The sequence below is a fragment of the Aquipuribacter sp. SD81 genome (assembly GCF_037153975.1).
Lineage (GTDB): Bacteria > Actinomycetota > Actinomycetes > Actinomycetales > JBBAYJ01 > Aquipuribacter.
This window is the reverse complement of sequence record NZ_JBBAYJ010000022.1, coordinates 40,928-54,038: the sequence shown is the minus strand read 5'-3', so window position 1 is coordinate 54,038 and position 13,111 is coordinate 40,928. Positions and strand designations below refer to the sequence as shown.

The following is a 13,111-nucleotide window of genomic DNA, read 5'->3' as shown; positions in this document are numbered from 1 at the left end:
ACTGCTCCCGCATGGCCTCCTCGCGACTGGTCCGACCCCGCTCCCGCAAGGTGATCGCCGGCGTGTGCGCCGCCCTGTCCGACCGGTTCGGCCTGCCCCGCTGGGTCGTGCGGCTCGGCTTCGTCCTGTTCGGGCTGTTCGGGGTCGGCGAGCTCGTCTACATCGCGCTGTGGATCATCATCCCCAAGGAGACGACCGCCTGACGGCTCAGGTGGCGCCGAGCAGCTCGGCGTACAGCTCGCGGTAGCGCCCGACCATCGCGTCGCGGGAGAACTGCTGCTCGACGAGGGCCCGGCCGCGCCCGGCGACCACCTGCCACTGCTGCGGCCGCTCGAGCAGGTCGCGGACGGCGTCGGCGAGCAGGTCGACGCGGCCGGGCGCCGTCGTGACGGCCGTGCCGACGAGCGCCCGCATCTCCGGCAGGTCGGTGACGACGACGGGGCGGCCGGTGGCCATGGCCTCCAGCACCGTGAAGGGCACGTCGGCCTTGCCCGCGAGGCGCCTCGCGGGCAGCAGCAGCAGGTCGACGCCGACGAGCGCCGCGGGCATGTCGTCGACCCGGCCGCGCACGACGACGTCGTCGAGACCCGCGGCCCGGGCGCGGGCGGTGAGACGGTTCGCCTGCTGCCGCTCGTCCTGGCCGGGACGGGGCCGCATGAGGAACAGCCCCCGCAGGGCCGTGCCCTCGCGCGCGAGCCGGCCGAGCGCCTCGACGGTGTCCCAGAGCCCACCGTCGTCGTCGTAGTGCCCCGCGAAGGCGGCGACGGCGGGGCCGCCCGACGGTCGCGGCGAGGCGGCCCAGCGGGTGAGGTCGATGCCGGGCGGGAACAGCCGCACGTCGGGGTAGCCGGCGTCGAGCAGCAGGTCCTGGGTGGCCTTCGACAGGACGACCGTCGTCCCGAGCGCCGGCGCCTCCCGCAGCGCGGCCGGGTCGGCGACGGCCGGCACGGTGTGGACCGCCGGCCGGGCGCGCCGCCCGAGCAGCCGGCGACGCAGCCGCACGTAGTCGGCGAAGCGGGGCCCGACCGTCACGACGGCGTGCAGCAGGTCGACGCGGGGCTCGAGGGCGAGCGCGAGCCCGGCGGCCTGCGCCCGCTCCCCCGGCCCCGGCATGCCGTCGAGCGAGGCGAGCGCGACCCGGCGGCCTCGGCGCAGCGGCTCCCGGCCACGGGCGCCGGAGCGCCCGAACCACGTGAAGCGCACGTCGTGCAGGCCCTCGACGACCGCGACGGCGAGCTCCTTGTCGGCGCCGTCGCGTGCGTCGACGGGGTGGCTGGTCAGCAGCAGCGCCCGCGTGCCGGCGAGGGACGGTGGCGTCCCGGGGTCCTCCGGGGGGCTGGTGCGTGGCAGGTCAGTCGTCATCGTCGTCGGCTCCCATCCGGGCGGCGGCCCGCCGCAGGTCGTCGAGGTCGGCCCGGCCGTCGTCGCCGAGGTCGGCCGCCCCCATCCAGAACAGGCCGCCGAGCCCGAGCCCGAGCACGCGGTCCACGCACCGGTCGAGGTCGGTGGCGTCGTTACCACCGGTGTTCTCCCCCCACACCGGGACGGCGTAGCGCGCGGCCACGCCGGTGAGGTAGCGGCCGGGGCTGGTGTCCGCGGGCGAGGGGCCCTGGTCCGGCGGGTCCAGCCACGTCGTGCACGCCGCGACCCCCGGCACCCCGTCGAGCGCCGCGAGCTGCCGGTCCCAGTCCAGCCCCTCGGTGACGGTCCCCTGGCGCTCGCCGCGCGAGGTGCCGTCGAGACCCGCCTCGACGGCCCCCGCCACCTCGCCGGGCCGCAGGCCCCACGACGGCATGAGGACGAGCAGCAGGGTCTCCTCGGCCACGAGGCCGCGCAGGAGCTCCGCCTGCCGGCGCCCGTGGTCGGCGAGCGCGTCGAGGTACCACTCGAGCACGACCTCGGCGTCCTCGTCCGTGCCCTCGCCGGGCCGGTACCCCGGCATCGGCGACCGCTCGAGCGCGGGGGCGCTGTACGCCCACAGCGTCGTGGCGTCGCCGTCGCGGTCGTCGAAGGGGTAGCGGAGCTCGCCGCGGCCGAGCCCGCCGACGCGCACCGCGGCGAGCGGGAGCCCGTCGAGGGCGCCGAGCAGGCGCCGCAGGAAGGACTCCTGCGCCTCCTGCACGAGCGGGTCGAAGACGGCGTCGAGCACGTCGTCGCCCGTCTCGCCGTGCCACTCGCGCCCGTCCTGGTCGACGAAGCGCGCCGCGCCGCGCTCCTCCAGCCACGAGGGCGGGTACTGCAGCCCCGGGCTCAGCGACACGGCGAGGCCGTCGTCACGGGCCGCCTCGACCGTGCCTCGCAGGTCGTCGACCACGCCGTCGTCGAGGCGGCCGGGCTCGGGCTCGGCCTGCGCCCACGGCACCCCGAGGGTCACCGCGCCCAGGCCCGCGTCGGCGATGGCCGGCAGCTGCTCGCGCGTCGCCTGCAGCAGCCCGAGCACGGGGGCGTGGCCGGGGCGGCGCCACATGGCCCGGTCCGGCGCGGCCTGCCGCGTCGCCAGCACGATCGTCGTCCCCGCGACGGCGACGAGCGCCGTCCCGGCCCCGGCGCGCAGCACGTCGCGGCGGGTCGGCCGCCGGCTCACGCCGGCCCGTCCCCGACCGCGGAGAGGTAGACCTCCTCCTGCTGCGACGCGACCACGTCCCAGTCGTAGCGCCGCGCGAGGCGCCGCCCCTCGGCTCCCATCGCGTCGGCGCGGGCGGGGTCGCGCAGCAGCGCGACCACCTCGCGCGCGAGCGCGCCGGTGTCGAAGGCGGGCACGAGCACCCCGGTGCCGGGCACGACCACCTCGCGCAGGCACGGGATGCCGAACGCGACGACGGGCGTGCCGCAGGCGTGCGCCTCGGCCGCGACCATGCCGAAGGTCTCGAAGCGCGACGGCATGACGACGACCCGGGCCGCCGCCAGCCGGCGGAGCTTGTCCGCGCCCTCGACCCGACCGGCGAAGTCGACCCGGTCGGCGACGCCCAGGCGGGCGGCGCGCCGCTCGAGCTCCCGGCGGTCCGGGCCGTCGCCGAGCAGCACGAGGCGCCCGGCGACCTGAGGTGCCGCGGCCGCCCACGCGTCCAGGAGCAGGTCGAGGCCCTTCTGGGCGATCTCGAGCCGACCGAGGAACACGACGTCGTCGCCCTTGGGTGCCTGCGTGCCGAAGGCCTCGACCGGCACGCCGTTCGGCACGACGTGCACGTCGGCGCCCGGGTTGCCCTCGGCGAGGCGGGCGCCGAGGTCCTCCGACATCGCGACGAAGCGGTCGTGGCGGCGCACGCCCGCCGCCTGCACGCGGTCGAAGGGCAGGTGGTACTGCCGGGCCTTCTCCTCGGCGTTGAGCCACTGCACGACCGCCACGCGCGGCAGGCGGCTCCACCAGGCCGGCAGGACGCTGCCGACCGGGGCGGCGAAGTCCTCCACGAGCAGGTCGGCCCGGCGCCGGCGGGCCGCGAACGGCACGCTCAGCAGGTAGCTGACCATGCCGCCGAAGTAGCCGAGCGGCAGGCCGACCGGCACCCAGCGGACGCCGTTCTCCACGCGCTCGCGCGCCCCGCGGTAGCGGCTCACGAGGACGGTGACGTCGTGGTGGCGCGCGAGTCGCTCGTTGACCTCGCGGGTGCGGACGGCCCCGCCGCCGCTGCCCGGCTTGCGCCAGTCCTCGAACCCCAGGTGCAGGATCCGGAGCCGGCGGGCCGGGCCGGCGGGTCGGTCGGTCCCGGGAGCGGCGCTCACGTCGCCGCCCGCCCGGTCCGGACGCGGGGCGGGCGCCCGCGGAGCGCGACGACCGCCGCCGCCAGACCCGTCGTGCCGACGACCGGGACCCACGCCCACGGCCACGGCTGCAGGAGCACGAAGACCGGGACGACGGCCGCGCCCAGCGCGAGCACGTCCGGGGTGGGGACGAGGGCGCGGCGCCAGCGCGCGGGGGCGGCGACGAGGAGCGCGACGAGCGAGGCCGTGGTCCCCACGACCGCGCCGACCGCCATGCCGACGAGGCCGTCGAGCGCCGCGCCGACCGTGAGGGCGCCCGCGTGCACCGCGAGCCCGGCCACCTGGGCGACGACGCTGCGGACGTAGCGGCGCCGGGCCTGGAAGACGGTCGTCACGAGGTTGACCGCGCCGATGGCGGCGCCGGCCACCGCCGTGAGCGGCAGCACGACCGACATGCGCGAGTACTCGGGCGGGAACACGAGCGCGAGCAGCGGCGCCGGCACGCAGGCCAGCGCGACGGCGTACGGCACGACCATGAGGAGGAAGGAGCGGACGGCCCGCCGGACCACGTCCTCCAGGCCGTCCGGGTCGCGCGACAGGAGCGGGAAGACCGTCGCCGCGACCGCACCGGCGAGGAACAGCGGCACCCGCGACAGGATCATGCTCGCCTGGTACGTGGCGGCCGCCTCGTCGGGCAGCAGGTAGGCGACGAGGACGACGTCGAGCGTGACGAGCAGCGACAGCAGCGCCTGCACCGCGCCGACGCCCGCGGTGGTCCGCCACAGGTGCGGGGCGCGCAGCGTGCCGCGGACGGGGCGGCGCAGGTCGCGGCGCGCGACCCAGCCGCCGGCGGCGATGAGGAGCAGGGAGCCCGCGGCGAAACCGCCGAGGGCGCCCGCCGCGCCCGTCCCGACGGCCACGAGCGCGAGCCCCACGGCGATCTTGAGCGCGGAGTCACCGACCTTGAGCACCCCGAGCAGGCCGAAGCGCCGCGCGCCCTGGAGCACCCCGACCGTCGAGGACGCCACGAACACGAGGAACGTCGCGACGGCGAGGACGAGCGAGGTGCGCGGGCCGGCGAAGCCGAGCCCGAGCCCGTACAGCAGCGCCCCGCCCAGCACGCCCAGCCCCGTGTTGAGCGTGAGGCCGAACCAGACCGCGCGGCGCCGGTCCTCGGCGCCGGTGGCGGTGCTGAGCGTCTGCGCGAGCACCCACGGCACCGCGGCGTTCGACACCGTGCCGGCCGTGAGCAGGAGCGCCTGGCCGGCGGCGAACACGGCGAACGCGCCGACGTCGAGCAGGTGGGTGAGGCCGAGGGAGTAGACGTAGTTGAGCAGGCTGAGCACGAGGGTCGACACGGTGAGCCACCGCACGCCCCGCACGAGCCCGGTCGCGGTCGACTCCTCCTCGGCGCGGGCGCCCGCGTCGGTGCGGCTGTCGAGCCGCCCCGTCACCCGCCGGCCCCGACGAGGAGCTCGCTCGGGGTCGCCAGACCGATGCCGGCGACGTCGGCGCAGCCGTCGAGGCGCGCCACCACGAGCTCGGCCCCGGCCTCGTCGCAGCCGGGCAGCACGAGCCGCACGGCGCCGGAGGCGACGGACACCTGGTCGGAGCGGCGCAGCCGCGCCCGGACCGTCGCCGCGACGTCCTCGGCCGGGACCGCGGGGTCGGCGAGCAGGTCCACGCGCGCGGCGAGGTCGGTGGCGGCCCGACGGCTGCGCGGCAGGTGCCGCACCCGGTCGAGCTCCCCGAGCGCGACGGCCGCGAGGCGCTCGGCCGTGGCGTCCCAGGAGAAGCGGGAGGCCCAGCGACGGCACTCCTCGGCGACGGCCCGGGCGGCCGCGGGGTCCGAGACGTGGATGAGCGCGCGGTCGATGCCGTCGGCGAGGTCGCCCTCGGGCGGCACGAGCCAGCCGGTGCGCCCGTCGACGACGCTGTCCTTGAGGCCGGGCACCGCGAAGGCGACCGCGGGGACCCCGGCGGCGTTCGCCTCCACGACCGTCAGGCCCCACCCCTCGTTCTGCGACGGGCTGACGGTCAGCCACGCGCGCTCGAGGAGCTCCTCGCGGAACGCGGCGCTGACGAAGCCGTGCAGCCGGACCCGGTCCCCGAGACCGCGCTGGTCGACGAGGCGCTGCAGCTGCGCGCGCTCCGGGCCGTCACCGGCGATGTCGACCTGCAGCCCCGGCCAGCGGGGGAGCAGGCGGGGCACGGCCTCGACGAGCAGGTGGAAGCGCTTGTGGCTGACCAGGCGGCTCACGACGACGACGCGCGGCGCCTCGTCGGGCGCGCGGTCGACGTCGCGGACGGGCGAGGCCAGCCCGTTGGGCACGACGTGGATCGGCCCGCGCAGGCGCAGCCGGCGGCGGACGTCGTGGCGGGTCGACGGCGAGACCGCGACCACCGGGCGGCGGCCGTACACCACGCGGCTCACCGGGCCCTCCAGCACCTGCCCGACGCGGCTCGCCGGCCACGGGAAGTGCAGGAGGAACTGGTCCTGGTGCACGTGGTGGACCACGAGGACGACGGCGGTGCGCCGCGAGGCGAACAGCGAGGCGAAGAAGGGGATGCCGTTCTGGAAGTCGAGGACGACGTCGAAGCGCCGCCGGTTGCGCAGCAGGAACAGCGCGGCCGCGAGGTACACGCCGAACGTGCCGCCGCGGCGGACGACGCGCACGCCGGCGTCCTCCTCCTCGGGCGCCGCACCGGGGTGGGCGGCGGTGAACACCGTCACGGCGGCGCCGGCCGCGGCGAGCCGCGTCGCCACCTCGTGCACGTACACCTCCGCACCCCCGGCCCGCGGGTGGCGGCGGTCGCGCCAGTTGAGCAGGAGGACCCGGCGACCGGCGAGGTCGGCGGTGTCGGCGAGCGTCCGCCCGCTCACCGGGCGGCGCCGACGCGGTCGCGCAGGTCGACGACGCGGGTGCCCGCCGGGGTGCGCGAGGGCTGGCCGACCGCGCGCCGGATGCGGACGGTGTCGGCGAAGGAGCGGACGCCGTGGCGGACCGGGTTGAACGACGAGCCCGCCTTGTCCGTCCACACGACGGGCACCTCGAGCACCGGGTGCCCGTCGCGCCACAGCCGCGCGAGCAGCTCGAGGTCGAAGCTGAAGCCGTCGACCGTGCAGCGGCCGAGCACGTCGCGCACGACCTCGCCGCGGAAGAACTTGAAGCCGCACTGGCTGTCGGCGATGTGCGGCAGGACGGTGCGGGCGGTGGCCCGGAACACCTCGCCGCCCATGCGGCGGACGAGGCCCTGCGGCACGACGCGCTGCGCCTCCGCGACGGACCGGGAGCCGATGACGGCCGCCGTGCCCGCACGCAGCAGCGGCATGACGCGGTCGAGGGTCTCAACGGGGGTCGCGAGGTCGGCGTCCATGAAGCCGACGAAGTCCGACGTGCCGGTGGCGAAGCCGCGGCGCACGGCGGCGCCCTTGCCGGGCAGGGCGCAGCCGACGAGGTGCACGGGTACCGGGCCGCCCATGGCCGCCCGCACCACCTCGGCGGTCCCGTCCACGCTGCCGTTGTCGACGACGACGACCGCGCTGGAGAAGGGCTGGTCGGCGAGGTAGCCCAGGGTCGCGGCGAGCGTCTCCGGCAGCCGCCGCTCCTCGTTGAGGGCGGGGACGACGACCTCGAGGTCGACGCGGGGACGGGTGAGACCGGCCGTCGGCCGAGGGGCCGGCGCGGGGGTCGGCGCGGGGGTCGGCGCGGGGGTCGGCGTGGGGGTCGGCGTGGGACGGACGTCGAGCGAGGAGGTCAACACATCTCCGATGGGGGGTCGTTGGCGTACAGGAAGCGCCCGAGAGCCCCTGAGGGCGTGGGCTCTCATCCCCGAGAATTCAGCGCGTGGCCATCTGCTCGTAACCCGCGCTCCGCCAGAAGTGTTCCACCACGGGCGCGACATGACACATCGCGACAGGACCGGACCGGGTCTCAGTCCGCCGCGGGGTCCGGCGCGAGCTCGACGACGAGGAGCTCCCCGACCGTCCGGGTCGAGGACCGGAACACCACGTCGCCGTCCTCGACGAGGGCGGCGAGCTCGTCGTCGACCTCGCTGTACCCCTGGTCGACGAGCTCGCTGACCACGAGGACGTGGGACGCGCCGAACTCGCGCACCTCCGCCCCCGTGCCCAGGCGCTGCACGAGGTGGTCGTCGAGGAGGAACTGCAGCGTCTCCTCCGTGGTGGCCACCCGCGCCCCGTCCGGCAGGCCGGTGGCGGTCCACTCCAGCAGCCGCAGGTACCCGTCGTCCGGCACCGACCGCAGCCGCCACCACACCCCGGCCTCCCACACCAGCAGCAGCGCCGTGCCCACCGCCAGCGCGGCCGCGAGGGAGCGGGACCCCGCCCGCACGCCCGTCGCGCGGCGACGCGCTCCCGCCGTGCCGTCCGGTGTGCCGTCGGGCGTGCTGTCGGGCGTGCCCTCGCTCGTGCCGTCGGTCGTGGTGCCCGCCGACCGCGTCGTCGCACCGGCGCCCGCGACGCGCAGGGCGACCGTGGCCGCGACGGCGAGGACCGGCACCGCCGTGGCCACGAGCAGGTAGAACATCTGCTCCTCGAGCGTGCCGAGGGTGAGCGCGTAGGCCGCGTGGGCGTCACCGCAGGCGACCCACACGAGCAGGACGACGAGCGGCCCGCGTTCGACCGGCACGGGCCGTCGCCGCCACAGCCGCCACACGAGCCACGCGGTGGCGACGCCGCCGAGCCCGATGAGGAGGTACGTGGAGCCGAGCACGCCGAGGTTCGCCACGAGGCGGTCGACGAAGCCCGGGCTGCCCTCGCGGTTGAACCCGGTCTCCTGCACGAGGCCGAGCAACCGGCGCACGCCCGTCGTCTTCTCCTCGAACCACACCCCGAGCAGCCCGTCGGCGGCGACGGAGGCGACGTAGAGCAGGTAGCCGGTCACCGCCGTGCCGAGCGCCACCGCGCTGCTGCGCCGCGGGAGCCCCCAGCCCGTCACGAGCAGCACCGCGAGGGGGAACACGCTGACGAAGGCGTACGTCTCCTTCGACAGCAGCGCCCCGCACGCGAGCAGGCCGACGCCGACCGGCAGGAGCGTCGCCGGCCGGCCGTCGCCCGCGCGTCGCGACGCGCGCGCGGCCACGAGCAGGGCCGCGGCGGCCAGCAGCATGGCCTGCGCCTCGAGCAGCACGCGGCTGTCGAAGCGCAGGAGGAACGGCTCGAGCGCGAGCACGAGCCCCGCCGCGGCGGCCGCGGGCCAGGACCGGGTGACCGTGCGCACGACGAGGGCGAGCACCCCGGGCGTGAGCGCCCCGAGCAGGGCCGGCACGACGCGGAACGAGTAGGCCGACGCCGCCAGTCCGGCGTCCTGCAGGCCCAGGAGGCGCTCGGCCCCGGCCAGCACCCAGAACACGCCGGCCGGGTGCAGGAAGAACGGCTCACCGTGCAGCAGGACGCCCTCCCCCGCGGCGACGCTGCGGGCGATGTCGGTGTACGTCACCTCGTCGATGAAGAGGTCGTACGCGGTCGGCAGGCGCCAGAGCCGGGCCAGCCCGCCGACGAGCACGACACCGAGCAGCACGACGAGACCCGTGACCGACCACCCCCCGCCGGGCGAGGCGTGCCCGGCCCGCAGCGGCGTGGGGCGAGGGCGGGTGTCCGAGGGCATCCGCCGTCCTCCCTCCGGGCCGGCCACCGCGGCCACCCGTGACCTGTCGTCACCTTCGTTACCCGTCGTGGCCGGTGCCTACTCAACGTGATGGTCTCCACCGGCGGTGGACGCCGGGGAAGGCTAACAAGCGACGGGCCGGCACCGACGATCACAGCAGCGTGCCCCTCTCGCCGGCCCGACGCCCCTCCGCCCGCTCCGCGGCCACGGCCGCCGTCGTCGTGCTCGCCCTCGCGCTGCTCGGCCCCCTGCTCGGCGCGCCCGCCCGCGCCGGGACCACCGGCACGACCGGCGGTGCCACCGCGGCCGGACGGGTCTACGGCACCCTGCAGACCTCGCCGGCCCGGCTGGCGGAGACCGGTGCCGCGGGCGTCGACACGGCGACGCTGCAGGTCGTGTGGCGCCGCTTCGAACCGGTCGAGGGTCAGGTCGACGCCGCCTACGTCGCGCAGGTGCGCGAGGAGCTCGCGGCGTACCGCGCCGCGGGGCGCCACGTCGTGCTCGGCACCGGCGTGCAGTACCCGCCGGACTGGCTGCTCGCCTACCCGGACAGCCGTTTCGTCAACCAGTACGGCGACGCCTACGCCCCCGCGGAGACCGGCAAGAAGGTCGCCAACATGGTCTTCAACCAGACCATGCGCGACAAGCAGGCCGCGTACCTGTCCCGTGTGCTCGCGACGTTCGGGACCGACTTCTGGGGCGTCCGGCTCGGCGGCGGCTGGTACGGCGAGCTCAACTACCCCGAGGCGGTGTACGGGACCCGGACGAACGCGTACTGGGGCTTCGACCGGCTCGCCAGGGGAGCCGCGCCGGGGCTGCCGCCGGGTGTGCGTCCGAACCCGGTGCCGGGCTGGGTGCCCGGCACCCCCTCGCCCGACCACGCCGCGGCCGCCGCCTTCGCCGAGTGGTACATGGCCTCCCTCGACGACTACCACGACTGGCAGATCGCGACGGTGCGGCGGCTGTACCCCGGCAGGCTCCTCATGATGTACCCCTCGTGGGGCGTCCGGCCGGGACAGCTCGACGCCGCGGTCGCGGCGGACCTCGCCGGGACCACGTCGGCCGAGCGGAACGGCGAGGTGCAGCGCGGCTTCGACGTCGCCCGCTTCGTCGGCGGCATCACCGACCCGGACGTCGTCGTCTACACGACGTGGCTCAACGCCGACGCCAGCCGCGACGCCGGCACCGACCAGCGGTACTGGAGCCCGGTCCGCTACCTCGCCCACCTCGCGCGCTCGCGCACCGTGCCGCTGGAGGTGATGGGCGAGAACACCGGTCGGGACACCGTCGAGGACATGGCGCTGTCCTTCGAGCAGGCCCGGCGGCTCGACCTCCTCGGCGTGGTGTGGGCCTTCGAGCCCGACCTCTTCGGCGGCGTCTACGCCGGCGTGGGCGACCTCGCCGCGGCCATCGCGGAGGACCGGCGCCTCAGCGCCCCCACCCCCTCCTCCTCGCCGACGCCGACGGCGTCGCCCACACCCACGGCATCGCCCACACCCACGGCATCGCCCACCCCCACCACCACGCCCACCCCCACCGCATCGCCCACCCCCACCGCATCGCCCACACCCACGGCCACGCCCACACCCACCACCGGTCCGACCACCGGCCCGACCCCGCCGCCCGCGCCCCTGGTCGTCACGACGGACGCCCTGCCCCGGGCCTCGACCGCGCTGCCCTTCTCCGCCGCCCTCGACGCCGGCGGCGGCACGGGCGCCCTCACGTGGACCGCGTCCGGCCTGCCGCAGGGCCTCGGCCTCGCGAGCACGACGACCGGCTGGCGGCTGCAGGGCCGCCCCACCGCGACGGGGACGTCGACGGTCGTGCTCACCGTGACCGACGCGACCGGCACCCGCAGCTCCCGGTCGCTGCCGCTGGAGGTGCGCGCCGCGCCGCGCGTACGGCAGCGGAACCTGCCGGGCGCGACGAGCGGCGCCACCTACGCCACGACGCTGACCGCCGAGGGCGGCTGGTGCCCGTGCACGTGGCGGGCGGTCCAGCTGCCGCCGGGGCTCACCCTGAGCGGGGCCGGCGAGCTCCGCGGAACCGCCCCCGCCGCCGGCACGTGGACCGTCACGGTCGAGGTGGTCGACGACCTCGGCGCGGTGGGGCGCACCTCGCTGTCGCTCAAGGTGTCGCCCGCCCGGCTCGTCCGGAGCCGGACGCTCCTCCGCTCGGCCACGACCACCCGGTGGTCGCGCTGGACGCCGACGCAGGAGCTGCGCCTGCGCTGACCGGCACGCTCCCGTCCGGCTCAGCGCCCATCAGCCGGCGACGGGGGCCTCCCGCGCGCGGGCGGCGAGCACGTCCCGGACGACCCGTGCCACGGCGTCCGGGCGCGACCACTGGACGGCGTGCGGCCCGTCGAGCTCGACGAGCCTCGCGTCGGGCAGGCCGTCGACGACCCGACGGGCCCAGCCCCCCGGGACCAGGGGGTCGTGCTGCCCCCGTACCACCACGGCGGGCACCGCGACGTGCGGCAGGAGGTCCTCGACGTCGTGGTCCAGCGCGGAGGAGAACGTCCGGACGAAGCGGCGCGGACCGGTCCGCAGCGCGTCGACCACCTGCACCGACCGCAGGCCGCGCGCCTCGCGGACCAGGTCGAGCGCGAGGCGGGCCGCCTGCCGCGGCCAGCTGCGGTTCGCGGGGTCGACCGTGGGCGCCACGAGCACGAGCGGGCCGACGAGCGACGGCCTGCGGGCCGCGAGGTCCAGCACGACCTGGCAGCCGATCGAGTGGCCGAGCAGCACGCTGCCCTCGCGCCCGGTGGCGAGCAGCCAGTCGGCGAGGGCGTCGGCCAGGTCGGGGACCGCCAGCACGCGGCCGTCGGCCGGCGTGGCACCGAAGCCGGGCAGGTCCGGCGCCGCCACGCGCGCGTCGGCGCGCAGCGCCCCGGCCAGCCGCGCGAGGTAGCGGTGCGAGCTCGAGTGGCCGTGAACGAGCACGACGGACGGGCGTCCAGGCGCGCCGGTCACCCCGGCGACGACCCGGGTCCCGGCGGCCGACGTCACCTCCGTCACGGTCCACACCGGGCGCCTGCTCACGCACCCACCGTCTCCCACCCGGGGCGGCGTCAACCCCTCCGCCCCTCCGGTTGCGCCGTCAACCACCGTGGGGTCCCCTGGCGGTGACCGATGCACCCGAGGAGGAAGGCAGCACGCATGACCCAGGTCGCCGTCGTCTACTACAGCTCGACCGGCACGCAGCACGCGATCGCCCAGGCGGTCGCCCAGGGCGCGGAGGACGCCGGCGCGGACGTGCGTCTGCGCATCGCGCCGGAGACCGTGCCCTACGAGGTCCTGTCCTCCAACCCCGCGTGGAAGGCCTTCGTCGACGACGTCCGTCCGGGCCTCACCGAGGTGAGCGCCGACGACATCGTGTCCAGCCACGGCATCGCCTTCGGGTCGCCGACCCGGTACGGCGCGGTCGCGGCGCAGCTCAAGGCCTTCATCGACTCCCTCGGCGGGGAGTGGGGCCGCGGCGAGCTCGCCGACAAGGCGTACACCGCCTTCACGAGCGCCGCGAACACGCACGGCGGCAACGAGGGCACGATCCACTCGCTCTACAACATCGTCATGCACTTCGGCGGCATCATCGTGCCGCCCGGCTACACCGACGACGCCGTCTTCGCCGCGGGTGGCAACCCCTACGGCACGAGCTGGGGCACCGGCATGAACGGCGACCCGGTCCCCGAGACCGTCCTCGCCGCCGCCCGCTACCAGGGCCGTCGGCTCGCGACCTTCGCCGGACGCCTCGCCGGCTGACGCACGGGGCCGCGCCCG

At 76.8% G+C, this 13,111-nt stretch carries 11 protein-coding genes; 3 read left to right on the top strand and 8 right to left on the bottom strand.

Annotation, left to right across the window (positions count from 1 at the left end):
• Positions 1 to 11: 11 nt before the first annotated feature.
• A complete protein-coding gene (locus WAA21_RS13705; RefSeq protein ID WP_336923380.1) occupies positions 12 to 203 on the top strand; it encodes a PspC domain-containing protein in 192 nt (63 codons plus the stop codon).
• Positions 204 to 207: 4 nt separating this feature from the next.
• On the opposite strand, the gene WAA21_RS13700 is transcribed toward WAA21_RS13705, so the two are convergent.
• From WAA21_RS13700 to WAA21_RS13670, 7 genes are all read right to left on the bottom strand, one after another.
• The gene (locus WAA21_RS13700) at positions 208 to 1,362 is read right to left on the bottom strand and encodes a glycosyltransferase (protein WP_336923379.1); all 1,155 of its coding nucleotides are present in this window, start codon (positions 1,360 to 1,362) and stop codon (positions 208 to 210) included.
• Positions 1,352 to 2,584 carry a hypothetical protein gene (locus WAA21_RS13695; protein ID WP_336923378.1) on the bottom strand — a complete coding sequence of 411 codons (1,233 nt, stop codon included), beginning with the start codon at positions 2,582 to 2,584 and terminating at the stop codon, positions 1,352 to 1,354. Before WAA21_RS13695 ends, WAA21_RS13700 begins: the two co-directional genes overlap by 11 nt.
• Positions 2,581 to 3,720, bottom strand: a complete 1,140-nt coding sequence (locus WAA21_RS13690; RefSeq protein ID WP_336923376.1) for a glycosyltransferase family 4 protein — start codon at positions 3,718 to 3,720, stop codon at positions 2,581 to 2,583. The genes WAA21_RS13695 and WAA21_RS13690 overlap by 4 nt, the downstream gene beginning before the upstream one ends.
• Positions 3,717 to 5,153: a lipopolysaccharide biosynthesis protein gene (locus tag WAA21_RS13685; protein WP_336923375.1), complete on the bottom strand. Its 1,437-nt coding sequence runs from the start codon at positions 5,151 to 5,153 to the stop codon at positions 3,717 to 3,719. The genes WAA21_RS13690 and WAA21_RS13685 overlap by 4 nt, the downstream gene beginning before the upstream one ends.
• Positions 5,150 to 6,583, bottom strand: a complete 1,434-nt coding sequence (locus WAA21_RS13680) for a glycosyltransferase family 4 protein (RefSeq protein WP_336923374.1) — start codon at positions 6,581 to 6,583, stop codon at positions 5,150 to 5,152. The genes WAA21_RS13685 and WAA21_RS13680 overlap by 4 nt, the downstream gene beginning before the upstream one ends.
• Positions 6,580 to 7,464 carry a glycosyltransferase gene (locus WAA21_RS13675; protein ID WP_336923373.1) on the bottom strand — a complete coding sequence of 295 codons (885 nt, stop codon included), beginning with the start codon at positions 7,462 to 7,464 and terminating at the stop codon, positions 6,580 to 6,582. The genes WAA21_RS13680 and WAA21_RS13675 overlap by 4 nt, the downstream gene beginning before the upstream one ends.
• A gap of 170 nt (positions 7,465 to 7,634) precedes the next feature.
• Complete coding sequence (locus tag WAA21_RS13670; protein WP_336923372.1) at positions 7,635 to 9,329, bottom strand: phospholipid carrier-dependent glycosyltransferase; 1,695 nt, start codon at positions 9,327 to 9,329, stop codon at positions 7,635 to 7,637.
• Positions 9,330 to 9,490: 161 nt separating this feature from the next.
• Between WAA21_RS13670 and WAA21_RS13665 the strand changes: the two genes are divergently transcribed.
• On the top strand, positions 9,491 to 11,563 hold the full coding sequence (locus WAA21_RS13665) for an Ig domain-containing protein (RefSeq protein ID WP_336923371.1): 2,073 nt from the start codon (positions 9,491 to 9,493) through the stop codon (positions 11,561 to 11,563).
• A gap of 30 nt (positions 11,564 to 11,593) precedes the next feature.
• Here WAA21_RS13665 and WAA21_RS13660 read toward each other — a convergent pair whose 3' ends face one another.
• On the bottom strand, positions 11,594 to 12,373 hold the full coding sequence (locus WAA21_RS13660) for an alpha/beta fold hydrolase (RefSeq protein WP_336923370.1): 780 nt from the start codon (positions 12,371 to 12,373) through the stop codon (positions 11,594 to 11,596).
• A gap of 117 nt (positions 12,374 to 12,490) precedes the next feature.
• Here WAA21_RS13660 and wrbA point away from each other — a divergent pair, with 117 nt between their 5' ends.
• Complete coding sequence (gene wrbA / locus WAA21_RS13655) at positions 12,491 to 13,093, top strand: NAD(P)H:quinone oxidoreductase (protein ID WP_336923369.1); 603 nt, start codon at positions 12,491 to 12,493, stop codon at positions 13,091 to 13,093.
• Positions 13,094 to 13,111 lie beyond the last annotated feature (18 nt).

What these genes read in the sequence shown, in the direction of transcription:
- WAA21_RS13705 (WP_336923380.1), top strand. Translation starts at nt 12, where the DNA reads ATGGCCTCCTCGCGACTGGTCCGACCCCGCTCCCGCAAGGTGATCGCC.
- WAA21_RS13700 (WP_336923379.1), bottom strand. Translation starts at nt 1,362, where the DNA reads ATGACGACTGACCTGCCACGCACCAGCCCCCCGGAGGACCCCGGGACG.
- WAA21_RS13670 (WP_336923372.1), bottom strand. Translation starts at nt 9,329, where the DNA reads ATGCCCTCGGACACCCGCCCTCGCCCCACGCCGCTGCGGGCCGGGCAC.
- wrbA (WP_336923369.1), top strand. Translation starts at nt 12,491, where the DNA reads ATGACCCAGGTCGCCGTCGTCTACTACAGCTCGACCGGCACGCAGCAC.